Here is a 24633-nt window from a genome sequence, read left to right on the forward strand (position 1 = left end):
TGAAGCGATCAGGCGCCATTCCTGGGGGAGTTGTCTGCTTTGTCACACCCTTTACCGGCGGCAGGCAGTCAGGACTCGGTGAGGGCGATGAGAATGTGCTCCATGCAGGCGTGGCCGGCCCGCTCGGCCGCCGCCGCATCGCCTGACGCGATGGCACGCGCGATGGCGTCATGCGGGATGTAGCTCTTGTTGAGCGAGGTGCCCGCCGCCGTGATGCTGGCCCGCAGAGCCGCCGAGAAGTCCTCGTACAGGTCGATCAGGACCAGGTTGTGCGTCGCGTGCGCCACGGCCATGTGGAAGGCCAGGTCGGCCTCCACGAAGAAGTCGGGGTCGTCCAGCTCCCAGGCCCGGTCCCGCTCGGCCAGTGCCGCCTCGATGCGCTTGATGTCGTCATCGGTGCGTCGGGTAGCGGCCAGGCGCGCCGACTCCACCTCGAGCGCACGCCGCACCTCGAGGATCTCCAGCTGCTCGGCCTGCCTCAGCCGGCGCAGCATGGCGCCGGAAAGCTCGCTGGTGGCGCGGACGTAAGTGCCGTCCCCCTGACGGCACTCGAGCAGCCCGGCGTGCGTGAGAGCGCGTACGGCCTCTCGAACGGTGTTGCGACCCACTCCGAGCTGCTCCGCGAGCACCGTCTCGGTCGGGATCTTGCCGTTCATCGGCCACGATCCTGAGGTGATCTGCTCCTTGAGCTGATCGATCACCTGATCGACGAGCGAAGCCCGCTGCGCCGTACGCAGACTCACAGTCCGCCTCCTCCGGGGAAACCAATCATCCTATGAGTCAATGACTGGTAGACCCTAATTATTCCAGACTCAAAACGCCAAATCTGGAGCTCCGGGAGGCTTCAGCGAGGAACTGTGGCGTCGACCGTCACTCCTGCCAGGGCAGAGCGGACTCCGGCGGCTTCGAGCGCCTTACGATATGCGGCGGTCTGCTGTGCTCTGGAGCCGACCACGCCGTACAGGTCGCCGAGCTCACGCCAGCAACGGGCGGCCTGCCGGTCCGAGCCGAACACCGGACGGTCGAGCGTGTCGAGCACCCGGTGGGCGTCGCCCAGGTGCGCCGAGGCGTCGCCGCCCAGGTCGATCGCCACGGTGGCCAGCACGAGGTGGGCCTCGGCGACCGTCGTGCCCGTGCGGTCGTCCGCCGGTGAGAGAGCAGCGGCGGCCAGCTCGCCCGCGCGTGCCGGCTTGCCGGCGCGCAGGTTGACCCGCGCGTGCACGATGAGGCTCTCGCCGTACTCGCTCTTGGTCGCGGGGGAGGCGGCGAACGCCTTGGACGCGGCCGAGACGAGCCACTCGGCCTCGTCGAGCGGCACCGTGGCCAGCCGGGACCAGTGCATGGCGGTCCTGGCGAGCTGCAGCGACAGCCGGACCTGGCGGCCCGCCATGATCGCGTCGTCGGCCAGGCGCACGGCCAGCGCGGAGTCCTCGCCCGCCGCGGCGGCGGCGCTCGCGTGCCACAGCGCGTGAATCTCTCCGGAACGGTCCACAACTTCAGGTACGCCGGTCAGGCCCAGCACCCTCTTGACGTATTCGAGCTCTGGGGAGCCGCCCTCGCGCTCGCTGCGCGCCTCGACCAGCGCGGCGGCCAGGTCGATGGCGATCTCGCCCTGCGTGATGGACAGCCGCTCGGCCTGCTTGAGCGCGGCGGAGGCCAGGTCACGGGCCCGCAGCCGGTCGCCCGCCCGCTGGTAGCAGCGGCTCAGCGCGATCGTGAGCGGGAGGTCCGCCAGGCGCTCGGGGTGGGCCGCGGCCTCCCTGCGCAGACGCTCGAACGCCTCCACCGCCTGGCCGAGGCGCCCCTGGGCCTCGAGCGCGCGTGCCCTGCCGAACCGCGCGTGCGCGGTCAGCATGGCGTTCTCCTCGTCGGCGGCCTTCACGATCTCCGTGAAACGGTCCGCGGCGACGGCCGGGTCGCCATGCTGCAGCTCCAGCTCGGCGTGGCGCAGCCCGAGCTCGGTGTCGATGCGCTGCCGAGGCTCGATCCCGTGAAGGAGGAACTCGGTCGTGCACCCCAGCCGCTCGGCGAGCAGCCGAGCCACGACAGGAGTCGGCGTGCGCTTGCCCGACTCAATGAGCGAGACATAACTGTCAGACAGGTCGGGTCCGGCCAGTTGGGCCTGGGACATCCGCCTGTTCAGCCGCAATCCGCGGACGCGGTCACCGATGGTTCCCTGACTCGGCATCTCATCTCTCAAGGCGGGGAAGGGTCAACAACACGCAATGATTGCATGAAGTAGCCGAATCGGGTATCCCTGCTGAAGAATTCCCCGCCGGGAGATTAATCGTCACTCTCGTCCTTGCTCGGAAAAAGCATGCCGCAGACCTCCAGGTACAGGGTCTCCGGATACGGAATGTACTCAACCGTGGACAGTGCTTGATCCTGACCGGCTGACTCAAGGATGAACTCACCGTAACCGAGCATGCGCCCAAGCAGAGATCTTTGGAAGCTCATGTCGGTGACCTTGCCCAATGGCATCATCGCGACCTTGCGGGTGATGAGCCCGGTGGTCAGCAGCATGCGCTTGGAAGTCACCACAAAGTAATCGACCGACCACTCCGCGACTTTCCATACGAAACGGACAAGTAGCAGGAGCCACAGCCACCACACCACGACCAGCGCCGTGCCGCCCTGCTCGCTGCCGCCGAAGAACTTGCTGAGCAGTCCGGCGAGGATCAGGCCGCCGAGAACCTCGGCGACCGGACGCAGCAGGATGGCAGGGTGCCGTCGCACCATGATGAACTGTTGTTCTTGGGGGAGGAGGTATCGGTTGACCGACGACGGAGCGGAGTCCCCGTGGGTCACAAGTCTCATGACAGGCTGTTCACAAATTGCGCCAGCGAGTCGGCCGCGTTGAACACCGTGTCGAACGCCCCCTTCACCGAGTCCGCGGCGTCAGATGGCCGCGCGAACAGGTAGTACGCCACAAATGCGATGCCACCGTATGTGAGGACTTTTTTGACCTGCACCGTCGCCTCCGTGCCCTTACCCACTCCACCCGCCCTCTACATTACCCACCCGAGTGCCCGGGTAAAGGTGACTTGACGGGATAGTTTTGATCTTGCTTAGCCTCGTTCGCTGGCCACCAGAGCCAGGACGTGAAGGTGCTTGCGCGCGATGCGCTCCACAAGGCTCGGGTGGGCGTAACCGGTGACCTCCAGCGCGCCGTAGTGCGCCGCCTCGACGCACCGGGTTACGGTGGTCGCGGAGTGAATGCCGGCGAACTCGTCGCACAGCACCGTCTCCACCTCCGCGTACGGAGTCGGATCCGCCTCGGTGTGATCGCTCATCGTGCTCCCCACGAGCATGCGGAAGTTGCCTTCCTGCCTCTTCGTACCCACCTGACAACAGTATGTAACGAAGGGATGACTGCGCGTAACAGGGAGGGGCCTTTTCAGGACACGCCGCAGGATCAGACGACGCCGTAGAGGCGGTCTCCCGCGTCACCGAGGCCGGGCACGATATAGCCGTTCTCGTTGAGCCGCTCGTCGAGAGCGGCGGTCACGACGCGGATGGGCTTGCCCGAGTTCGCGAACACCTTGTCCATGTAGGCCAGCCCCTCCGGGGCGGCCAGCAGGCAGATGGCCGTGACGTCCACGGCGCCCCTGTCGAACAGGAACTGCACGGCGGCCGCCAGCGTGCCCCCGGTCGCCAGCATGGGGTCGACGACGAAGCACTGCCGTCCCGAGAGGTCGTCCGGCAGTCGCGTGGCGTATGTCTCCGCCTTGAGCGTGGACTCGTTCCTGATCATGCCGAGGAACCCGACCTCGGCCGTGGGCAGCAGCCTGGTCATGCCGTCGAGCATGCCGAGCCCCGCGCGCAGGATGGGCACAACGAGCGGCTGGGGCTTGGCCAGGCGCACGCCGTGGGCCGGGGAGACCGGCGTCTCGACGGTGACGTCGGTGACCCGCACGTCGCGGGTGGCCTCGTACGCGAGCAGCGTCACCAGCTCATCCGCGAGCCTGCGGAAGGTCGGCGAGTCGGTGCGCACATCACGCAGCGTGGTCAGCTTGTGCGCCACGAGCGGATGATCTACGACGAGGGTTTCCATAAAGGACAACGTATCTGGTGGTGGACAATGCTGCCGACCCCTGACAACCGTGGTCGATCACTGACTGCGGCGGCCCGAGGTCATTGGTTTTGATCACAATTTGGTCGGAGAGGCACACGCCCAGTGGCCGGTTCTGGAACGATTGGGTGCTGGTGATATCTGTCGGGTCAGAGGTCGGGTGGAGATGGCGATGACAGACGAAGACGCTCTTGACTTCGCCATCGTGGTTTATCGCGAGGACGATCGCTGGGATGCCGAGCTCCTGCCGGTCACGCTCACGTCCGACCTGAAGGGGCTCATCCACGCCCTGCGTCAGCAGCCGAGTGAGAGCGGCACGATCGGCCTGGTCGCCGTGGGGGATGAGTTCTTCGTGGCGCTGCGGGTCCTCGGCGAGCGGGTGGACGTCTTCCTGTCCGACATCGCCGCCTCCTGGGACTTCCCGTTGGCGCGCGAGGTTCTCGACTACCTCGACGTGCCGGTGCCGGACGAGGAGGAGCTCGATGAGATCCTCCAGGACGAGGAGACCGTGCTCCCCGCCGGAGATCTGTCGATCTTCGCCGATCTCGGGTTGGACGAGATGGAGCTGGGCATCCTCTCCGGCGACATTGACCTGCTGCCCGAAGATGTACTGTCCAGCATCGCCGCGCGGCTCGGCTTCTCCGAGCCGTTCGAGCGTGCCATCGAATCGGTCTTCGGCTGACCCCCTGGAGCGCGGACATGGCGTCCAACACCTTCTCTGCGGCTTTCGTCAGGACCTCCGACGGCTGGAGCGGTGCCGAGGTCGATCTGAGCGACGCCGAGATCGTCGACGACCTCGGTGACGCGGTCACGGAGGCGCTTGGACTCGCCGGCGACGAGCTGGCCCTGCTCTGCGTGGAGGTCGAGGACGAGTGGTTCGCCATCGTCCGATACCGGGACGAGGACGAGCCGCGCGTGTTCCTGTCCGACGTGCACGCGGTGCTTTCCGACAGCCTGGGTGAGCTGTTCGCCGAGTTCGCCGGCGTGGCGCCCGACAAGGAGGGCAACGGCCTCGGCGTGCGCCCCGCGGGTGACTTCGAGCTGCTCAGCGATCTCGGAGTCAGCTCGGAGGAACTGCTCGAGCTGAGCATGGAGGAGGGCGTGCTGCCGGCCGACATCCTGTCGGTGATCGCCGAGCGGCTCTCCTTCGCCGACGAGCTCGACCGGCTGCGGTGATCCGGCTCTCGGTGGTCTGGCTCGCGGTGATCCGGCCCTCGGTGATTCGGCCCTCGCCGTGACGTACGAGGAGGCCATGCGCCTGGCGCTGGCGGAGGCCGTCACGGCGGGCGCCAGAGGGGAGATCCCGGTGGGCGCGGTCGTGCTCGACCCGCTCGGCGAGGTCCTGTCCATGGCGGGCAACGACCGCGAGTCCTCGGCCGACCCGACGGCCCACGCCGAGGTGCTCGCGCTCAGGCAGGCGGCCATGGGGCGCGGGCAGTGGCGGCTGAGCGGCTGCACGCTCGTCGTGACGCTGGAGCCCTGCACGATGTGCGCGGGCGCCGCGGTGCAGGCCAGGGTGGACCGGATCGTGTACGGCGCCGTGGACGAGAAGGGCGGGGCCGTGGGCTCGCTCTGGGACGTCGTACGCGATCGCCGGCTCAACCATCGGCCCGAGGTCGTCATGGGGTTGCTCGCCGATGAGAGCTCCTCCGTACTAAAGCGGTTCTTCGCTACTCGGCGGATCCGGTAAGCTCATGCGCGGTGGTGTCGCCTAGTGGCCGAGGGCGCACGCCTCGAAAGCGTGTGATGGGGCAACTCATCCGTGGGTTCAAATCCCACCACCACCGCCGCTAATTGGGGCCTCTGACCTGCACTAACAGGTCGGAGGCCCTTCGTCTGTCAAGATCATGGGGGTCATTTGGGGGCATCAGCCCTCAGCCATGATCACGCAGACGGTTTCCGGTGGCGGTGGTCGCTCACCTTCCGACCCGGAAGGAACGCCAGAAAATGGCATCGATCGAACCGCGCAAGGGCGTGAAAGGACGCGTGAGCTACCGCGTCGTCTGGTACATCGACGGCAAGCGTGAGAACGGACGCGACACCGAAACGTGCGATTCACACGCCATCGCCAAGCGCTTCAAGAACCTTGTCGAGCTCGCTGGCGATAACCGCCCGGCAGGCTATCCCAAGCGCTGCAGGGGCATAGGCATCGACGAGCGGCAGTTCAAGTCCGAGCCGCCCCCCGCGGCTGCGGACGCCGGGAGTAGCCCGCATGCCGCCGCCGAGGTCCCCACGTTGGGCGAGGCCCTCGACCGGTACCTGAACCAGCCGAACCACCCGGCAGAGGAAGTCCAACGCATCGGCTACCGGCGCCAGTTCAATCGGCATGTCCGCACGGCCATCCTGACCCTGGAGGACGGGACCAGAGTTGGCCCGCTCGGCGGGCTGCCCGTCACCGAGTACACCGCCGACGTCGACCAGGCATGGGTCACCTGGATGCAGGGGCGCAAGCACATGGTCAGGGGGGAACTGGTCCCGTACTCGGCCAAGACCATCCACAACATCCACGGCGGGATCATCTCCCCGACCCTGGCCTACGCCAGCGTCAAGGGGCTCATCGAAGGCAACCCCTGCGACAGCGTTCGGCTTCCAGACAAGTCGGTGCGCGCCGTGACGCGCGACGAGGTGCCGACCGCCGAGGAGATCGCGTTCTGGATCGCTCTCGCCTACCAGGTGAGCGAGCTCGCCGGCGACCTGGTCACGCTGGCCATCGCCACGGGTCTGCGCTTCGGGGAGCTGACCGCGCTGCGTCGCTGCGACATCGACCTCAAGCGGCGCCTGCTCACCGTGGCCGGTGCGATCAAGGAGCGGCGTGAGCCGCGTGAGCTGTACCGAGCCGACTACGGCAAGACCGACACTGCCTTGCGGACCATCCGCATCCCCAAGAGCGCGCTGTTCATGCTGCAGCGCCGCATGGAGAAGCTACCGCCGCAGGGCCTGCTGTTCACCGCTCCCAGAGGGGGCATCCTGCACTCCAACGGCTGGTCACGCACCTGGGCCAAGGTCGTCGACCTGGCACAAGAATCAGGCATCCTCACCGCTGCCACGCTTCACAAGATGCGCCACTTCCACGCCACCGAACTCCTGGCGGCCAACGTCTCCATGGACACCGTCAGCCGCCGCCTCGGCCACGCCTCCGTACTCGTCACCAGCGCCATCTACGGGCACCTGACGCCGGAGGCAGATCAGCGTGCCGCCAACGTCCTGGATGCTGTGATGGGCGGCGGCAAGCCGAAGAAGCGAAAGAAGAAGAACAAGAAGGAGAAGAAGGCCGTGGCCAACCTCCTCCACGCTATCCCGGCCTAGCGCCGACTCCGCCGAACGCGCCCCAGCCGCACGAAGCGGCAGGGCGCGTTCCTTGTTCCTCTGCCGAGGGCTCACGGCCCGTCTTGCTCAGGCGCTCTCCTCAGGGATCTGAAGCTCGCGTTCGACCACCCAACGCGTAGTTGGGATGGCGATCTCCGCCGTGGCCACGGCCCGCTCGCCGGCGAGGTACGTGCGCCAGATCACCAGCATGAGGGTGCCCTCCGGGCACGCCAGCTTGACGGCCTCGTCTGCGGTCGCTGGCCGCGCGGTCTCCCACTCGACGACCCGGTCGACCTGGACGCCGATCACATGCATCCGAGCCACCACGCCGGACAGCGCATGTGGGCCTTCCTCTGGAAAGGCGATCGGCGTACCGCGCACCAGATCGCCCGGTTCCCATGAGGAGGCCACGGCGGCAGCCTCGGAGTCCACGTACCAGACGTATTCGATCCGCACCACGTCGGCACCGACGGGCATCCCCAGGCGCTCGGCGACTATCACCGGGGCTGGCCCGGTCTCGCCCATGCAGCGGAAGCTGGCCTTGCCATCGGTCGGCCGCAGATCCGGCAAGAACGGCGGCGCCCCGTATACGCGTCCCCCGCTCGCTCGCACCAGGCGCCGCAACCGCGGCCTCTCCTTGACGTACGTGCCGGAGCCTGGCCGACGCTCGATCAACCCTTCTCGCTCAAGCTGGTCGAAGGCTGCATTCACTACGTTTGAGGATACTCCTCGATCACGCACGAGCTGAGGCCGCGAAGGTAGTTTGTGGCCAGGGGCAAGCTGTCCACTCAGGATGCCTTCCCTGAGCTCTTGCGCCAGCTGGACGTACAGCGGGTCTTCCACAGCGACAGCTTGACGGCCTGTCCCGACAGGTTTCAAGGTGTCGGGACAGAATAGGATTCTGTTGGTACAGGTTGGAGGGGGTGAATGAGCGAGCAGCCCTTCGAACTCACGCTGCCCGCAATTCCCGCCATGGCGCCCGTCGCTAGGCAATTCACTCGCGGCCTCGTCGATTACCTCGTGGATGCGAAGGCCGCAGGCGAGCTCGAACTGGTCATCACCGAGATGACCGAAAGCGCCCTGGCTGCTCTTCCCGAAGGCGTGTCTCCGGGCATCTTGCACATCCGGGCCTCAGTCCGCGACGACCGCATCCGGATCGAGGTCACCGAGGGGGGAGAGGTCGCCCTGGTTGACCGCCGCCCGCGGGATGTCCAGGAGTACAGCATGATGCTCATGAGCGGCTGCGAGTACCGCTGGGGCCGAGACACTACTCAGGCGGGCGAGCTGGTCCGTTGGGTGGAAGTCCCCTGTCCAAAGCAATGATGATTCGGTCAAACGCCTCTATGTGAGAGTGATCTCATCGAAGCGGACGGCACGATCGCCGGGGATGACGATCGGATCCGCCACCTCGACAACGCGGTCACCCGCGTACATGAGCCGGGTGATTGCGAACACCGGGACTCCGGCCCCGAGCTTGAGTGTCGATGCCTCGTCCGGGGTCGGCATGCGGATCGCAGTCTCCTCTGTGACGCGGTCGATCTCGATGCCCAGCGTTCGCAGTTGCCCGATGTTCCCGCCTGGCCAGGGTTCGTTGTGAGGGTCGGCGACCGGCGTGCCTTCCACGTCTTCAGCGAGTAGGCACGAGCGGGACATCTGCGACGGGAGTTCGCCGGCGTAGAAGACGAACCGGCGCTCAAGGACGCGCGTCTCGGCCTCGACGCCGAAGAGCCTGGCCAGGTGCTCATCGGCTGCGATCCACCGGAATGCCTTGTCGAGCCTGTACTGAGACCAGGTGATCCCGGCGTTGTTCGTAAAGCTCGTCTGAGGGACCTCCTGCGGGCCGGCATCGACCAAATAGCGGTCCATGGTGATCCGGCGGACGGGCAGCCGCTCGCGCACGACGGTGCCGCCTCGGCCGGAGGTGTCCACGAACCCCTGCCCCTTGAGCAGGCCGATCGCCTGGCGGATGACGATCACGGAGACCTCGTACTGCGCGGCCAGGTCCTCCTGTCTCGGGAGGCGATCCCCGGGCGCGTATTGGCCGCTCACGATCGCCTCACGTAGTTCCTTGGCGACGTGCTCGTAGGCGTGGCCCGGCACAGTATGGCTTCTCCTCGCGTGGTGATGTTCCCGGTCCGGTTGACATGCACCATACTCTTTCGTCATTGTCGTATACGTTAATGAATTGCCGTATGTAGAGACGGCCATCGGCAACTGCAATTCCGCATGACCTGGCACTGTGCCCGCTGTCCTCATCACCTGACCTATCCAGGAGGTCTGGAACCATGAGAGTCGTATCGGCTTTACCGCCGCATGAGGGCCCTTCATCGTCTTCCGGCTGCAATCGCCTTCAGGGGTTGAGCGGCGGCGCGGGGCTTGCTGATGAGGGGGCGGCGTGAGTGCCTTCGGCTTGCGCACCGAGCCGCCGCGCAGGCGACGGGCAACGACCGCTGCCGTGGTTCCCGCGCCTTGCTACAGCAGCCAGGACCCGCCGCTGGCCATGGGATGCGGCGTATGCGGTCATCCACCGTACGGGCACGGCTGCGACGCCATGGGCCCCCACGAGTACATCGTTCCCACCGCCGAGCAGATGGCCGCGCGCCTTGATCTATATGTCGCGCACGGTTTACATCGGCGCCGAATGTCGGACGCGCAATGGTCTCCCGCGCGTCCATGCGCTTTGGTCCTCCACGACGAAGGGATGACCGAAGTACTCATCGACTCTGTGCCAGACAGTGCGCCCGCGCCGATGGCGCCAGCCACTGCGCCAACCGGGCTCCAGAGCGTCCCACAGCCCGTCCAGCGCCCGACACAGCCACATGCGGCCGACACACGCCGTTCCGGCTGGCGGCGGCCAAGGAGGCCGCTACATGGACTCCCTGCCACCCATCAGGCGGCCCGCCCGTATGACGAGAAGGGACGACACAGATCTACTCACCGTTCACGAGACGGTGCAAAGGGCGGGCGTCCGCCCCATCAGGGGCCTGCCGTAGCTCCGCGTCCCGTGCCCGATCCTTCACCCCTTCGACCACCGCATCGCCCATCCGCTCCACCTCGTCCCGGCTGACGCAGCCGCAAAGCGTATCCAGCGATGCGTACAGTCCGCGCCGAACGGCTAAACGTCTTGGACCATGGCCACGACTGAGTCCGTATTCGCAAGGCTGGGCAGGACGCGGACAGCCCCGGCGTCACGCAGGTCATCAACGGAGCTTCGCCCTGATGCCACCGCGATCACTGGTACGCCGTTGTCAAGGGCGGCTTCGACATCGGCCGGCGTATCTCCGATGAGCATCGCATCGCTGGCCGCGATCGGTTCCCCAAATATGGATGCAGCTCGTCCTAATGCGATGCGCACCAGCTCGGCGCGCAGATCATTGTCCTCCCCGAAAGCCCCGATGTCCCAGCGGATATGCCTGTCAAGGCCGAAGACTTGGAGCTTGATTTCCGCGACCATTCGCACGTTTCCAGTCAGAACGGTCTGCATGACTCCGGGTATCGCGCCCAGGGCGTCCAGAGCTGCGGCGGCGCCAGGTAGTGCGTGGCCGCGTTCCCGCAACTCCGCAGCCCGCGCGAGGTGCGCCTTGGTGAGCGCTGAAGCGAACCGCTCGAAGTCATGTCGGTCGGTATGGAGGCCATGGAGCCTTGCGGTCTCCCGGAAGATCACAGATTCGGTGATGCCGTCGATCTTCGCCTGCTTGAGCATGGGTACGCCTGTCACCTGCTCGAATGCCTGGGCTGACAGTTCGCGACCGACGCCCCTTGTGTCGATGAGCGTATGGTCGATGTCCCACAGCACGATTCGGCGATCCATCATTGATTCCTCCAACGTCACCCATCGCTGCTCCAGACTGTCACACACTCGTGTAGATCTGGCCCTGTGGGGCCGGGCCCGTCTACGCTCGATGCATCAATAGGAAGGGGGGTCGGATGAGCGTATCTGCGCTTCCCATCGGCGAACGTATCCGCTATTGGCGAGAAAAGAAGCAACGCAAACAGGCGGCCGTCGCCGGACTATGCGGTATCACCGAGGAGTACTTGAGCCAAATCGAGCGTGGCCTGAAGATCCCCTCTCTACCAGTGCTCCAGGCTCTCGCGGCCGAACTCGGAGTCCCGATTTCGGCTCTTCTGGGTGAGAAACGAAACGAACTCCTGGCAGAGAATGCCTACGTTGCCGACAGCGTCGTCACTGCTCTGATGGGGTACGGGCCGACTGGCAGCGCCCAGCCCGTGACGCTAGCTGAGCTACGCGAACGTGTGGAGTCGGCATGGCGAATCTGGCAAACCAGTCCGAAACGTTTCACCGAGGCCGCCTCCGTTCTTCCTGCTCTCATCGTCGATATTGAGAACGCCATACGAGCTCACCGCCTCGGCTCTGACAGCGCGGCGCGGCGGGATGTTCTTAGAACGGCCGCAGACCTTTATTTCATGCTTCGCTCGTATTGTCGCCGTGCTGGGCGGGTTGAGCTCTCCCTCATGGTTGCGGACCGAGCATTGCGCGCAGCCGAGGACGCTGATGATCCAATTCGGTTGGGTGCGGCGCAGTGGAATCTCGGACATGTTCTTCTCGCCGATGGCGAGTACGAGGGAGCCAAGCAGGTCGCGCTCCAAGGCATTGAAGGTCTGCGTGCCCTGCCACAGGACGCAGACATGATCGCGATGGCGGGCGCGCTGGAACTGGTGGCGGTCGTCGCTGACGCTCGGCGCAAGCAGTGGTGGCAAGCACGCGAACGCCTCTCCGGCAATGCCACGCCGCGGGCCCAGCAGGTTGGCGAGGGCAACACGATGTGGACGGTCTTCGGTCCTACTAACGTCGAGCTCCATGCGGTGAGCATCGAAATGGAGGCTGGCGAGGCCGCAGAGGCCCTACGTGTTGCGGATCAGATCGACACCAGCCACCTACCGTCGATGGAGCGTCGTTTTACGTTCCTGCTGGAAGTTGCTCGCTGTTACGACTTGCGTCGCGAGGATCCTGCTGTGCTGGTACACCTCCTGGACTTGGAGCAGATGGCACCCGAGGACCTGGCCAGGAACCCGCTCGCCCGAGACATGGTTACCCGTCTCCGCCGTCGTGTACGTCCTACGTATCGCCGACAGGTTGATGCCCTGGCTGAGCGCCTTAGCTCTGTTTGATCCCTAGCTGCTGGTTACCCGAACTGTCAGTTCGGGTGAACCTCTCTCGCCTTCCCTACCGTCGCTGGAAACGTCACTCCACGGACAGCGATGGTGACCAATGCAAGGGATGGCAGACGCGGTCCAGACTGCCGCTGGCATGCAAATCGCGCCGATGGCGGCTGAATGGGATGGCATCCGTGTGCCGAGGCACGTCGGCCTGGCCGTGCTCGAGCGCCTGCCCAATGCCAGGCTGCCGGTCATCGTCGATCCAGCAGAACGCGCCCTGTACTTCCTGGTGCCTGTCGGCACCGCCGACGACTGGGAACTACCTGACCGGCGGATTCTCGATATCACGCGTCACATCAACCTCCCTCCTACGCAGCGGCAGATGCCGCCTGGCCGCTACTGGCTCACGGTGCCGGGGTGCTCAGCGCGACGCGCCGGACTGAGATCGCTACGCGCGGCGCTGGTGGGCGTTTGGAACGTCCTGCTTGTCTCGCGAACGGACACGAGGCCAGTAAGCGTGACCGCCGGCGCGTACGCCGATGGCATGCGAGACATCGCTCAGCCTGGTGCCGGTCCTGCCGTACTCCGTCCCGCTCTCCGTATCCAGCCGAGGCTCATATGACGACCCAATCCACAGGACCGGGAAGCACGTTCGACCCGTCCACCGCCACGCCTTCCCGCACGTACGCGTCCCTGAGAGGCGCCCCGAATGACGCGCTCGCCGCCGACCGGGAAGCCGTCGCGGAACTGCGCAACGCGATCGAGAAGGTGGACGAAGTCGTCCGGGAAAACGCTGAGGCGCTCGTGCGGGCGGTCCGCTACCTGGCCAGCGTTGGCTATGACCAGTTCGCCGATCTCGGCGGCGGCCGCCCCCTGCAAGGCTTGGACGCCCGTAAGCTTCCCGACCTGGCGGCGGTCGCCGCACAGGAGCGGCCGGGGATGCGGTGGCTGCTCATCGACTCGGACATCACTGCGATTACGGCAGGCCGGGCCATCCTGCGCGGCATAGCTGAGACCGAGCAGGTAGACCTGCGCGACCCGACCAAGGTCCTCAAAGCGCTCGACGTGCACCTGGATCTGAACCGACCGGTGATCGTGATTCTTGGAGCGGTACTGCACTTCCTGACCGACTGGGAAGCGACCCAGCTCATGACCGCCCTGTGGGGTGATCTACCGACGGGCAGCATGGTGCTGGTCACGCACGTGACCAGCACCGGCGTAGAACCGGAAATGGTCGCGCGTGGCAAGGCCTCCTACGAGGCCCGGCACAGCATCCGTATCTACCCCCGCACTGAGGAGGAGATCACGGGGCTGGCTGGAAGGTTCGTCATCCGCGAACCCGGCGTCGTCGCCACGGTCGACTTCATGCCCAGCCTTGACGAACTGGCACCGAAGGAAGCGCCGCATTTCCTCATGTGGATGGCCGAGCGGCTTCCGGACTAACCCGCACCTCCCCTTTTGGAGGCATCACATGATCCTCGTGTGGCAGAGCAGCCCAGCCGCACACTTGGCTGCGCAGCTATGCCCCCAGTACGGGCGTCCCGCACCCTTCGGGGCCGACGTGGACACGCGCCAGCCACACCCTCAAGCGTCTCTAGCCCCAAGGACGAGCACGTTCCTCTCTGGGGGGAGAGACACCACGCAAGTCCCACCCCTCAACGGAGGCACAGTGAAAGACCTTCTCGACTTGGAGAAGCTGTCCCGGCCCGCGTCGCCTTCACGGGTGCCTCGATGCTCTGCCTTGCCCGGAGGAACCATGCTCATCGACAGCGGCGACGCTGCCGCCGACGCTGCGGGGATCGAGTTCGTCAAACGCTTCCAGCCGCGTGTGCCCCATTGGTGGCTGATGTACTCCCGCCGCAAGCGCAGTCTCGTCGCGTTCTACCAGGGGAATTGCCCGCCGCCGGGCCTCGTCGTCGAGGCTGAGCACCCCGACGAGCTGCTCAAGCTCATGAGCCTCGGAGCAACTGCGCTGTGGCGGTCGCCGGCTGACCAACCAGCCCAACCGCCCGCCCGTACGGGGAATCTTTCCGGGCATGGTGTGGGCGGCGGACGATGAAGCGAGACGTGGCTCGGCAGGCAACCCCGCGCGCAGGCGGGAGTGCCACGCCACGTCTTGGCGCGGCCCGGCCCGCGGATAGGGACGGTGCTCCCCTTGCCGGCCGCGCACCACGGCGCGGGCTTAACCCACCCCGGAAGTCCATTCCTTCCTGGCTCGCGCCGCCTACCCCTCGTGCCCCACGGCGGAGCCCCTGTCCGGCGTGGGGCACGAGCTCCACGAATTCGAGGCAACCAACCGAAGGTCACCACAGATGGATGCCCTCATGCTGGTCGTGCTCCAACGCGGCTACCTGTATGCCTACCGCCGGCCGGTACCCGGGGAAGCATCCCGCGCGCCGGTTACCGCTCGATCGCCCACACCACCCGAATCGAGCACGGAGACAGCAGATGAACCAGCGAGCCGACCGCTCGCGACGACCTAGCACGCAGACGACCGACACGTTCGAGTGGACGCCGTACACGCCGTCCGGCGCCAATCTCCGAGTCGGCCACACCTCCTGCTGTGGCAGGTACGAGCTTGCGTCGGAGGGCGGCCAATACGTGGTACTGCGCCGCGCCGCTGACGGCTACGAGGAGACCCGACGCGGCCGTTACCGCGCCGCAGTCACGGTTTACGTGGCTCTCGTGGCAGAGCATCGCGAAGAGCATCGGAGCCGGGGAGAAGAACCGGAGTACGACGCTCTCCTCGACGGCGCCCGTGCGGTACATGGCATATCCCAGCTCCCGGCGCGTCCAGTGGACAGTGAGGACAGCCCCGGCCAGCGTGAACCGCGTCGCACCGACCCCTCCGTTATGCCCCGACCCGATGAACAACAAGGAGATCATCTGTGAATGACACGACCATCGACGAGGCGCGGGCCGCTGAGCTGAGGGACAAGCTCGCGGACGAGCTCAAGGAGGCCGGATACATCAAGTCGGCTCAGGTCGAAGCGGCGTTCCGCGCGGTTCCCCGGCACGCGTTCGTGCCGGCCGACACCCCGCTGGAAGTCACCTACCAGGCCGACAGCGCGGTGGTCACCAAGCGAGACGAGTACGGCGTCGCCATCTCTTCCGTCAGTGCCGCGTACATCCAGGTAGCGATGATCGAGCAGGCCGAGCTGGAGCCGGGCATGTCCGTGCTGGAGATCGGTTCAGGTGGCGTAAACGCTGCGATGCTCGCCGAAGTCGTCGGGCCGGACGGGCAAGTGCTCAGCGTGGACATCGACCCGGAGGTGACCGCCCGCGCCACCGAGCTGCTGGACGCCGCCGGCTACGGCGACCGGGTCAAGGTGATCACAGCCGATGCCGAGCACGAGATTGCCGGGTTCGGGCCATTCAACGCGATCATCGTGACGGTCGGCGCGTGGGATTTGGCCCCGGCGTGGCGGCGCCAGTTGGCCCCTGACGGCACGCTCGTGGTGCCGTTGCGGATGAACGGTGTCAGCCGCTCGATCGCGTTCCGCCGCGCGAACGACCACCTGACCAGTACGTCCGCCGTGGTGGCCGGGTTCGTCCCCATGCAGGGAGCCGGTCAGCACATCGAAAGGGAGTTCCGGCTGCCCGACGCCCACGGGCACGCCGTCACGCTCCGGTTCGACAGCGGAGCACCCGACGATCCCAGCCTGCTGAACGGTGTCCTGGCCAGCGACCGCAGCGAGGTGTGGTCCGGCGTCACCGTCAAGCACGGTGTCTCGTTCGCCGACCTGCACCTGTGGTTCGCGTGCTTCCTGCCTGGCTTCTGCAAGCTGGCCGCCGAGGAGGGAACTGACCTCGCCCAGGAGCGCAAGACCTGGTTCCCGTTCGCCGGGGTGCGCGGCGACTCCTTCGCCTACCTGTCGGTGCGGCCAGCAATGGACGGCGCAGGCGCGGAGTTCGGCGCCCGCGCCTACGGACCGCACGGCCAGGAGGCAGCGACTGCCATGGTCGAGCAGATCCAGGCGTGGGACAAGCAGGCCAGGAACCGGCCAGAACCCACATTCGCCTACTGGCCGACCGGCCACATCCCCGCCGACCTACCCGAGGGTACGGCGGCCCTCAACAAGACCCACGGTCTTGTCACGATCTCCTGGCCCACCGGCTGAAGACCGTTCACGGGCCAGGATGCCCCACACCCAACCCGATGAGGAGTGTGATCCGATGGCTCCAACGCTGACCCTCGACGCCACCGACGTCCTAAACCTGGGGAGCGTCGTCGCCGACGAGGAGTTCGAGCTGGACATGCGCGTCGTGGAGGCCAGCACGCCGCTGGTGATCATGATGTGCGACACCAGCGACGGGTGCGGCACCTCGTGCAGCACCAGCGCGTGCACCACCAGCTCCAACGACCCTTCCTGAAACACTCTCAGCCGCCGGCGCCCACGATCTCGTGTGGGCGCCGGCGGCGCGGCTCACTACCGACCCAGCAGAGGGATCACGATGAGCGTCCCCCCGCGCTACCGGCACACCGGCCTGGTGATGGTGCGAGCGAGCACCGACCCGGGCGACCTCGAATTACCCACCCGCCTCAACCTGCGCGACCCCGCCGCCATCCAGCAGGAAGGCCGGGCATGGCTGGCGAGGGTGTGGACCCGCGGCGAAGTGCGCGAGGCCCTGCAGATGGCCAGTCCCGATCTTGGTACGCGCGTCGACGACCTGCTCGGCTCTACCATGGCGCCCGGCAGCGACGTGCGCCGCGCCGTCATGGCCACCGTCTCCTACCTGCTGCGCTGGCAGCGCCGCCCGACCCCGTTCGGGCTGTTCGCCGGAGTCGCCACAGCCGCTATTGGGCCCGCGAGAGCCGACATCGGCACACAGCACCGCGCGTTCGCGCGGGTGAACGCGGATTGGGTCACCCACCTGACCGATCAGATCGAGCGGCATCAGGGCCTGCGGCCACGCCTGACGGTGATCGCCGACAGCTTTGGGATCGCCCGCGACGGCCGCTTCATCGTCGCCACCCGGGCACAAAGCGGCGCTCGGCACCCCGGCCCTATGCGCGAGGTATCCGTGCGTCTGACCCGGCCCGTGCAAATCGCTCTGGCCGCGGCCGCGACACCGGTCAAGTTCGACGAGCTCGCCGCCGAGCTGACCGCGCGCTTCCCAGATACCGCGCCGGGGAAGATCCGCGCTCTGCTGCACACGCTGGTGGACCAGCGCATTCTGATCACCAACCTGCGTCCGCCGATGACAGTCGCCGACCCGCTGCAACACCTGATCGGCGTCCTGCATGACGCGGGCGGCGGTGACCTGGCCGACGTCAAAGGGCTGCTGCGCCACCTCGAACGCATCCGCGACCTGCTGACGCGCCACAACACCACCGCCCCCGAGCGGGCCGCCGCGCTCCGCACCGCGACACGCGTGGAGATGGCCGCGCTCGCCCCGGGCGCCGGGCTGGTCACCGACGTGACCCTCGACGCCCGGGTCGCCGTCCCCGAGGTCGTGCTGAAGGAGGCCGCCCGAGCCGCCACCGTCGTGCTGCGCCTCTCCACGGAGCCCTTCGGCCGCACGGCATGGATGGACTACCACGCCCGGTTCCTCACCCGCTACGGCCCCGGCGCTCTGGTCCCGGTGAAGGAGCTGGTGGCCGACTCTGGGCTCGGCTTCCCCGGCGGCTATCTCGGCGCCCTCCGCGCCCGGCCCACCTGGCGCACGCTCACCGAGCGAGACGCCGCGCTCCTGGCCCTCATCCAGAAAGCCGCCCTGACCGGAGCCGACGAGGTCACGCTCACAGAGGCGGACGTCACCGCGCTGACCGTGGGCGACCACGACACCGTGGTGCTGCCCCACCGCATCGAGCTCGGCGTCGCCGTGACCGCCTCCTCCACCGAAGCGATTGATCGCGGAGAGTTCGACCTGCACATCACCGCCAACCCGCGCGCCCACACCAGCATGACCGGGCGGTTCACCTACCTGCTGGACAAGGACGACCGCGCCCGCCTCGCCGCCTCCTACGGCACCGGCCGCGAGCACACCAGCGACGATGCCGTGGTGGTTCAGCTCTCCTTCCCGCCCCGCCGCCCCCGCAACGAGAACCTCACGCGGGTCCCGTCGCTCGTCCCCGACGTCGTACACCTGGGCGAGCACCCCGGCAGCGGCGCGATCGGTGTCGACGACCTGGCGGTCACCGCCGACTCCGCCCACATGTACCTGGTGCAGCGCTCCACCGGTCGGCGCGTCATAGCCCGCATCCCCCACGCGCTGGACACCACCGTCCAGACTCCGCCGCTCGCCCGGTTCCTCGCCGAAGTCGCCGACGCCCGCAGCGCGGTCTACAAGCCGTTCAACTACGGCGCCGCCCGCACCCTGCCGTACCTTCCGCGCATCCGCTACCGGCGCACCATCCTGGCCGCCGCCCGCTGGCTCCTCACCACCACCGACGTACCCGGCACCGGGCAGGGCTGGGATGCGGCGCTGCAGGCGTGGCGACAGCGGTGGCGCACACCAGCGCGTGTCCTGCTCTGCCATGAGGACCTGCGTCTCCCGCTCGACCTCGATCAGCCGATGGACCGCGCGGTCCTTCAGAGGCGGTTGGAGCAGGCCGGACGGATCGAGCTGCAAGAAGACCACCCGCCGCACGGGCTGGACTGGATCGGCCGACCAGCCGAACTGCTGATCCCCATGACCGCGCTCAACCCGCCGCAGCGCCGCCTCCCGGCGACTGCGGCCCCGGGCGCCGCCACGCTGGTGTGCGCCCACCTGGTCGGCAACCCGGCACGGTTCGACGACATCCTGACCCGGCACCTGCCGCTCCTCGCTGACGAGCTTGCCGACCTGGTCACCTCCTGGTGGGTGCGCAGGCATCGCGACATGATCCGGCTCGACGCCGACCAGCATCTCGCCGTGTTCCTGCGTCTGGCCGACCCCGGCCAGTACGGGCCGGTCGCGGCACGCCTGGCCGCGTTCGCCGCCCGGCTGGAGACGCTCGGCATGCCCGCGCAACTCACCATCGCAAGGGCCCACGAGCAGCCCGGCCGGTACGGCGAAGCCGCGGCACTGGCGGCGGCCGAGCAGGCGTTCGCCGCCGACACCGAGGCCGCCATCGCGCAGATCAGCGTGGCCGACGCCGCCCGGCTGCCTGGCCAGGCGCTGGCCGCCGCGTCCATGGCGCACCTCGCCGCAACGTTCGCCCCCGACCCCATCGCCGGCTACCAGGCGCTGCTCCGCTGCCTGGAGCAGCAGACCGGCCCGCTGGATCGCACGCTGCGCGACCATGCGCTCCGCTGGGGCGACCCCGCCAACGACTACCAGGCTGTGCGCGCCATCCCGGGCGGCGAAACCGTCGCCGCCGCCTGGCGGGCCCGGGATACGGCGCTGACTGCCTACCACCGCGCGCTTGCCGAGCAGCGCGACCCGGCCACCGTGCTGCGAACCCTGCTGCATGACCACCACGTGCGGGCCCTCGGCGTCGACCCGGAGTTCGAGAAGATCACGGGCCGCCTCGCCCGCGCGGCCGCCCTGCGCTGCCTCGCCCTGGCAGGCGCCCTATGAACAGCCCGGCACCCGAACCGGTGCAGCTCAGCGAACACGAGATGGCGAGCCAATCCCTCACCAAGCCGACCGCCGCGGCCGCGCTCCTGCACATCGAGCGAGCCCTGTCCGGCACCGGAGACTGGCAAAGCGCCCACGCGCACATCCGGCAGGCCGCGGCCGGACCCATCGACAGCGCACCGCACACCGGGCTCTACTACGGAGCGCCGGCCATCGCGTTCGTCCTGCACGCCGCCAACACAGGCAAACCCCGCTACCAGGCGGCGGCCCGCACCCTGGACAAGCACGTCGCCCGGCTGGCCCAACGCCGCCTGGCCACCGCTGCGGAACGGATGAGGCGACGAGTACCCGCCGCGTTCGCCGAGTACGACCTGTTCCGCGGACTGACCGGACTCGGCGCTCTGCTGCTCCTGCGGGCGCCCGGCAGCGACCTACTCGGCGCCGTCCTCAGCTACCTAGCCGCGTTGACCAAACCGCGCCGCGTGGACGGCGTGGAGCTGCCGGGCTGGTGGGTCGACCACGACCCCGACCCGCTCATGCCGACCCCCGGCGGGCACGTCAACCTCGGCCTCGCGCACGGCGCGGCCGGGCTGCTCGCCCTGCTCTCCCTCGCATCTCTGCGCGGCTGCACGGTGCCCGGCCAAACCGACGCGATCGACACCTTGGGCGGATGGTTCGACCAGTGGCGGCAAGACTCGGCAGACGGAACCTGGTGGCCGCAGTGGCTCACCCGCGATGACCTCCGCACCGGCCACACCGCCCAGCCCGGCCCGGGTCGGCCGTCGTGGTGCTACGGCACGGCCGGGATCGCCCGCGCCCAGCAACTCGCCGCCCTCGCCACCAACGACCCGGTCCGGCGAGGCATCGCCGAGAAGGCCATGGCCGAATGCCTCACCGGCCAGCACCTTCAGAACATCACCGACGCGGGGCTGTGCCACGGCATGGCCGGCGTATATCAGACCGCCTACCGGGCCTCCCTCGACGCCGCCACCCCGGCGATCGGGCACCGGCTCCCCGCTCTCGCAGCCGCGCTCACACAGCACGCAGCGACCGACCAAGACGACGCCGCAGGGCTGCTGACCGGAGCCGCCGGGGTGGGCCTGGCCCTGGAAACCGCACGACACACCACACCCCCGCGCTCTGGATGGGACGCATGCCTCCTCATCACCTGACCACCGCCCCGGCGCACCAGCTCGCCGCCGCCGTCCTCGCTCTCCTCGCAGGGGCAGACCTGCACGCCGCCGCCGCCAACATCGGCGTCGATCCGGCCGACCTCGACGAAGCCGGCATCGTGTACCAGGCTGCCGGGCTCGCGGCGCTCGAACGACACGCTGAGGCCGGCTGGTACCAGCTACGCGTCCAGTTCCCCGACTGGGACAACCCCGAGCAGATCGGCGCCGATCTGCTCGGGCCGTGCCTGGAGCAACTCCAGGCGGGCGGCGCGATCGCCGGGTGGTGGTTCCTGCGCAAACCCCCGGGCTGGCGGCTGCGCTTGCGCGACGCGGAGATTCCGGCCGTAGATCAGGTGCTCGATGAGCTGACCGCCGCCGGGGCGCTCACCCGCTGGTGGCCGACCGTGTACGAGCCTGAGACCGCCGCGTTCGGCGGGCCGGCCGGGATGCAGGCCGCGCATGACCTGTTCTACGCCGACAGCCTCGGCGTCCTCGACTACGCCCGCCAGGCCGCTCCCGATCTCGGTCGCCGTGAACTGTCTATCGTGCTCATCAACGCCCTGCTCCGGGCCGCGGGCCTGGACTGGTTCGAGCGCGGCGACGTCTTCGCCCGGGTGGCCCAGATGCGGCCCGCGCCTTCCGACGCCGACGCCGCCCGCGTCGAAAAGCTCGCCGCCAACGTGCGAACGCTGCTGGCCATCCCCGCCCAGGCCGACAGCGAGCCGTTCGCCCCCGGCGGGCCCGCCGCGTTCGCCGCACCGTGGCTCACCGCGTGGCAGGCTGCTGGCCACCAACTCGGCTGCGCGGCGGCCGAAGGCCGCCTCGACCGCGGGCTACGCGCCCTCCTCACCCACGTCGTGATCTTCCACTGGAACCGGCTCGGCCTGTCGGCCGCCACGCAAGGCATCCTCGCCCGCGCGGCCACGGCCGCCTTCCTGCCCGGGAGCTGACGCTATGGACCGCTCAACGCTGACGGCCGCCGCCCGATACTTCCCGCTCGTCGGCTGGGCCCGCCCCGCCTACCCTCGCCTCTCTGACCGCGTCGCCGAGATCGCCGGCATCGCCGACGCCGCCGGGCGGCCAGGCGCCGATCGGCTGCACGAGGGGGCCCACGCGCTCAACAAGGCCGCGCTACTGGCCAGCGACTGCGGCATGCCTGATCTGGCCCGTGACCTGTGCTGGCAGCACATCAACATCTACCGGCAGGCATGCCATCCCCTCACCGCGCGCCAAGCGAGGTACATGCTCGAACCCGTTCACAACCTCGCCCGGCTGCAGATCCGCGCCGACGCCGGAAAGCCCGCGATGCGGCTGCTGGATGCGATGTACCAGGCGGTCATGACCAGCACTGACCTGCTGATCGAAGGGCACACGCTTCCGCTGGCCAGCCTCACCGGCGGCCGAGACGAGCGTCACAAGCTACGCGAATGGGCGTGGCGGCAGTACGTCGCGGACGGGATCCGCACCCTGGCGCTCGCCGGCCGCTGGGATGAAGCGGTCACGCATGCCCGAGCGCACAAAGGGGTGGGCGACCACCTTATGGAGGGGCGCCAGGCCGTGATCGTCGCCCACTGTCTGCGCGGCGCCACCCGCGCGGCGCACGACGTGCTGGGGGAGAGCACCATCACGGAGCCGTGGGAGCGGCAGGTCGCCGCCTGCCTGCGCGTGATGTGCGCCGACCCGGACACGGCGGCGAGCCAGTACGTGCGGTCGATGGTCGAACTGTTCCTCTCGGCGAAGCCCGCGCCCGACTTCATGGTGTTCCGGGCCCGGCTCGGCCTGACCGTGGCCACCATCGCCAGCAGCAGCCACCCGCACACGGCCGACCAGGTTCATGCCCAGGTGGCCGCCGAGGTGATCGAGAGCGGAAACGGGTACGCCGCCCGCGACGTCCTCACAAACCCCCGCCCGTTGGCGGGGGTGTCCGAGGCTCACCGCCGGGCCCTGACCGGCATCGTGGCCGCCTCTGGCCTGAGGGCGGGCACAATACCGGCGCCGCTGCTCGACACGCTGACCACCTCCGTCAAGACTGCAGGCGAGATGCTTGCCTCTGCGGTGCGAAGCTCCTGACCTTAAAACTCCGGCTTGTCCGCCACTGCGGTCGCGTTGGGAAAGCTCAGTCACAAGATCACCTGACACGATGACCGAACGCCTGCAGACACCAGATGATCACTACATTGGCCAGCGTTGAGGGCCCGGACCATAGGGGGACGCATCATGGGCGACACCCACGAGTCGATCACAGAGCTACTCGATCGGGGGGTGCGTGAGCGCGTGTTCCCCGGAGCTGTCTGGGCCATCGGTGACCGCGACGGCGTGCGCGAGTGGGGCACCTGCGGAGTGGCCGATCCCGCCGTTCCCGGCTCTCTGATGCGGCGTGACACGATCTTCGACATTGCCAGTCTCACCAAGATCGTCGCGGTCTGGGCCGTCATCGGCGGCTTGTGGGAGGAGGAGCGACTGCCGCTCGACGTACCCCTGGACGGATTTTGGCCCGAGGTCGCTGGCCACCCCATGGGAAACGTCACCGTGCGGCACCTGCTCACCCACACCGCGGGGCTGCCGCTCCGCGCCAACCTGAGAAACCAGTACGGCACCGACCCGGGCGCCATCCGCGCTGGCGTCCTACACGAGAAGCCGCACGACTTGCCGGGGCGGGCGGTCAAGTACACCGACCGGGCCGCCCTCGTGCTCGGCTACCTCGCCGAGCACGTCTCCGGCCGCCCGCTCGACCGGCTTGCCCATGAGCGGGTATGGCAGCCCCTCGGTATGAACCACACCCGCTTCGGTCCCCTGCCGTCCGAGCTCGCCGCCGACTGCGCCCCCACTGAACTCGACCAGGACACCGGCACCCACCTCAAGGGCATCGCCCACGACTTCTCCGCACGCCTGCTCGGCGGGGTGTGCGGCATCGCCGGTGTGTTTTCCGTCCTGGACGATCTGGCGCTATTCCAGCGCCACCTCCTCGATCCGGCCGCTCACACCAGCTTCGGCCTTGCTTGGGTGACCGAGTCCCTGCAGGTGCACACGGGGAGCCTCACGCCCAGCCGGGGCCTGTTCTGGCACCCCGCCCCCGGCAGCGACGACACCTACGTCCACTACGGCTTCACCGGCACAGGCATGTGGACATCGCCCAAGCGGGAACGATGGGGCGTTCTCCTGACGAACAAGCTCTACTACAGCCGCGACCGCGACCCGCTCATGGCCATCCGTGACACCTTCTGCCGTCTCGCCTTGGGATAACGGCGCCTGAGCTGAGGGACCGAGACGGCCCTTCCTCCCCGGCGGCACACCCCCAAGCCGAAGGACAAGGCGATGACAATCCCCCTCACCCCTGACGGCGGCTTCTACGGCTGGGCGCCGGCTGAAGGTTCACCGCGCTGGCGTTGGGTGGCCTGGCTGGGCAGGCCCGTCGCCTTCGGAGACGACGAGCTAGCCGCCGTGTCTACCCGCCAGTCC

Annotated in this window: 26 protein-coding genes and 1 tRNA gene; 17 read left to right on the forward strand and 10 right to left on the reverse strand. The window is 68.0% G+C overall.

The window, feature by feature from the left end; translation table 11 throughout:
• Positions 1–68 precede the first annotated feature (68 nt).
• From ABD830_RS41620 to upp, 6 genes are all read right to left on the reverse strand, one after another.
• Entirely contained in the window at positions 69–743 is a 675-nt protein-coding gene (locus ABD830_RS41620) for a FadR/GntR family transcriptional regulator (RefSeq protein WP_344999794.1), read from the reverse strand.
• A gap of 101 nt (positions 744–844) precedes the next feature.
• Positions 845–2188 carry a helix-turn-helix domain-containing protein gene (locus ABD830_RS41625; RefSeq protein ID WP_344999796.1) on the reverse strand — a complete coding sequence of 448 codons (1344 nt, stop codon included), beginning with the start codon at positions 2186–2188 and terminating at the stop codon, positions 845–847.
• A 95-nt stretch (positions 2189–2283) separates the two neighbouring features.
• Entirely contained in the window at positions 2284–2817 is a 534-nt protein-coding gene (locus tag ABD830_RS41630; protein WP_344999798.1) for a PH domain-containing protein, read from the reverse strand.
• A complete protein-coding gene (locus ABD830_RS41635; RefSeq protein ID WP_344999800.1) occupies positions 2814–2996 on the reverse strand; it encodes a hypothetical protein in 183 nt (60 codons plus the stop codon). The genes ABD830_RS41630 and ABD830_RS41635 overlap by 4 nt, the downstream gene beginning before the upstream one ends.
• A gap of 72 nt (positions 2997–3068) precedes the next feature.
• The gene (locus tag ABD830_RS41640) at positions 3069–3344 is read right to left on the reverse strand and encodes a hypothetical protein (RefSeq protein ID WP_378521117.1); all 276 of its coding nucleotides are present in this window, start codon (positions 3342–3344) and stop codon (positions 3069–3071) included.
• A 71-nt stretch (positions 3345–3415) separates the two neighbouring features.
• Positions 3416–4054: a uracil phosphoribosyltransferase gene (upp, locus tag ABD830_RS41645; protein ID WP_344999802.1), complete on the reverse strand. Its 639-nt coding sequence runs from the start codon at positions 4052–4054 to the stop codon at positions 3416–3418.
• 184 nt (positions 4055–4238) lie between these two features.
• On the opposite strand from upp, the gene ABD830_RS41650 reads away from it, so the two are divergent.
• The 5 genes from ABD830_RS41650 to ABD830_RS41670 all read left to right on the forward strand — a co-directional run bounded on the left by ABD830_RS41650 (position 4239) and on the right by ABD830_RS41670 (position 7378).
• Positions 4239–4754 (forward strand): tRNA adenosine deaminase-associated protein, encoded by a 516-nt coding sequence (locus ABD830_RS41650; protein ID WP_378521118.1) that lies wholly within the window; start codon positions 4239–4241, stop codon positions 4752–4754.
• Positions 4755–4771: 17 nt separating this feature from the next.
• The gene (locus ABD830_RS41655) at positions 4772–5248 is read left to right on the forward strand and encodes a tRNA adenosine deaminase-associated protein (protein ID WP_344999806.1); all 477 of its coding nucleotides are present in this window, start codon (positions 4772–4774) and stop codon (positions 5246–5248) included.
• 76 nt (positions 5249–5324) lie between these two features.
• Positions 5325–5762 (forward strand): nucleoside deaminase, encoded by a 438-nt coding sequence (locus ABD830_RS41660; protein ID WP_345002237.1) that lies wholly within the window; start codon positions 5325–5327, stop codon positions 5760–5762.
• Between the two features lie 10 nt (positions 5763–5772).
• Positions 5773–5859: transfer RNA gene (locus ABD830_RS41665), tRNA-Ser, on the forward strand.
• A 160-nt stretch (positions 5860–6019) separates the two neighbouring features.
• Entirely contained in the window at positions 6020–7378 is a 1359-nt protein-coding gene (locus ABD830_RS41670; RefSeq protein ID WP_344999808.1) for a tyrosine-type recombinase/integrase, read from the forward strand.
• Between the two features lie 87 nt (positions 7379–7465).
• Here ABD830_RS41670 and ABD830_RS41675 read toward each other — a convergent pair whose 3' ends face one another.
• Positions 7466–8221, reverse strand: a complete 756-nt coding sequence (locus ABD830_RS41675; RefSeq protein WP_344999810.1) for a GntR family transcriptional regulator — start codon at positions 8219–8221, stop codon at positions 7466–7468.
• A gap of 84 nt (positions 8222–8305) precedes the next feature.
• Here ABD830_RS41675 and ABD830_RS41680 point away from each other — a divergent pair, with 84 nt between their 5' ends.
• Positions 8306–8701, forward strand: coding sequence for a hypothetical protein (locus tag ABD830_RS41680; protein WP_344999812.1), 396 nt, complete (start codon positions 8306–8308; stop codon positions 8699–8701).
• 18 nt (positions 8702–8719) lie between these two features.
• Here ABD830_RS41680 and ABD830_RS41685 read toward each other — a convergent pair whose 3' ends face one another.
• Together ABD830_RS41685 and ABD830_RS41690 are read right to left on the reverse strand one after the other, a co-directional pair.
• Positions 8720–9478 carry a GntR family transcriptional regulator gene (locus tag ABD830_RS41685; protein WP_344999814.1) on the reverse strand — a complete coding sequence of 253 codons (759 nt, stop codon included), beginning with the start codon at positions 9476–9478 and terminating at the stop codon, positions 8720–8722.
• 1015 nt (positions 9479–10493) lie between these two features.
• Positions 10494–11210 (reverse strand): HAD family hydrolase, encoded by a 717-nt coding sequence (locus ABD830_RS41690; RefSeq protein ID WP_344999816.1) that lies wholly within the window; start codon positions 11208–11210, stop codon positions 10494–10496.
• 95 nt (positions 11211–11305) lie between these two features.
• Here ABD830_RS41690 and ABD830_RS41695 point away from each other — a divergent pair, with 95 nt between their 5' ends.
• From ABD830_RS41695 to ABD830_RS41710, 4 genes are all read left to right on the forward strand, one after another.
• A complete protein-coding gene (locus ABD830_RS41695) occupies positions 11306–12508 on the forward strand; it encodes a helix-turn-helix domain-containing protein (protein WP_344999818.1) in 1203 nt (400 codons plus the stop codon).
• A 109-nt stretch (positions 12509–12617) separates the two neighbouring features.
• Positions 12618–13118, forward strand: coding sequence for a hypothetical protein (locus tag ABD830_RS41700; RefSeq protein WP_344999819.1), 501 nt, complete (start codon positions 12618–12620; stop codon positions 13116–13118).
• The gene (locus tag ABD830_RS41705) at positions 13115–13939 is read left to right on the forward strand and encodes an SAM-dependent methyltransferase (RefSeq protein WP_344999821.1); all 825 of its coding nucleotides are present in this window, start codon (positions 13115–13117) and stop codon (positions 13937–13939) included. The genes ABD830_RS41700 and ABD830_RS41705 overlap by 4 nt, the downstream gene beginning before the upstream one ends.
• A 313-nt stretch (positions 13940–14252) precedes the next feature.
• Positions 14253–14555 (forward strand): hypothetical protein, encoded by a 303-nt coding sequence (locus ABD830_RS41710; protein ID WP_344999823.1) that lies wholly within the window; start codon positions 14253–14255, stop codon positions 14553–14555.
• Between the two features lie 341 nt (positions 14556–14896).
• Here ABD830_RS41710 and ABD830_RS41715 read toward each other — a convergent pair whose 3' ends face one another.
• Entirely contained in the window at positions 14897–15382 is a 486-nt protein-coding gene (locus ABD830_RS41715; RefSeq protein WP_344999824.1) for a hypothetical protein, read from the reverse strand.
• A 2-nt stretch (positions 15383–15384) separates the two neighbouring features.
• Here ABD830_RS41715 and fxlM point away from each other — a divergent pair, with 2 nt between their 5' ends.
• From fxlM to ABD830_RS41750, 7 genes are all read left to right on the forward strand, one after another.
• Positions 15385–16617: a methyltransferase, FxLD system gene (fxlM, locus tag ABD830_RS41720; protein WP_344999826.1), complete on the forward strand. Its 1233-nt coding sequence runs from the start codon at positions 15385–15387 to the stop codon at positions 16615–16617.
• A gap of 55 nt (positions 16618–16672) precedes the next feature.
• Positions 16673–16870 carry an FxLD family lanthipeptide gene (locus tag ABD830_RS41725; protein WP_344999828.1) on the forward strand — a complete coding sequence of 66 codons (198 nt, stop codon included), beginning with the start codon at positions 16673–16675 and terminating at the stop codon, positions 16868–16870.
• A gap of 81 nt (positions 16871–16951) precedes the next feature.
• A complete protein-coding gene (locus ABD830_RS41730) occupies positions 16952–20002 on the forward strand; it encodes a lantibiotic dehydratase (RefSeq protein WP_344999830.1) in 3051 nt (1016 codons plus the stop codon).
• Positions 19999–21174, forward strand: coding sequence for a lanthionine synthetase C family protein (locus ABD830_RS41735; protein ID WP_344999832.1), 1176 nt, complete (start codon positions 19999–20001; stop codon positions 21172–21174). The genes ABD830_RS41730 and ABD830_RS41735 overlap by 4 nt, the downstream gene beginning before the upstream one ends.
• A complete protein-coding gene (locus ABD830_RS41740; protein ID WP_344999834.1) occupies positions 21156–22124 on the forward strand; it encodes a thiopeptide-type bacteriocin biosynthesis protein in 969 nt (322 codons plus the stop codon). Before ABD830_RS41735 ends, ABD830_RS41740 begins: the two co-directional genes overlap by 19 nt.
• Before the next feature lie 4 nt (positions 22125–22128).
• Positions 22129–23244, forward strand: coding sequence for a hypothetical protein (locus tag ABD830_RS41745; RefSeq protein ID WP_344999836.1), 1116 nt, complete (start codon positions 22129–22131; stop codon positions 23242–23244).
• 147 nt (positions 23245–23391) lie between these two features.
• Complete coding sequence (locus tag ABD830_RS41750; protein WP_344999838.1) at positions 23392–24417, forward strand: serine hydrolase domain-containing protein; 1026 nt, start codon at positions 23392–23394, stop codon at positions 24415–24417.
• The last annotated feature ends 216 nt before the right edge of the window (positions 24418–24633 follow it).

The organism is Nonomuraea helvata, from assembly GCF_039535785.1.
Taxonomy (GTDB): Bacteria; Actinomycetota; Actinomycetes; order Streptosporangiales; family Streptosporangiaceae; genus Nonomuraea; species Nonomuraea helvata.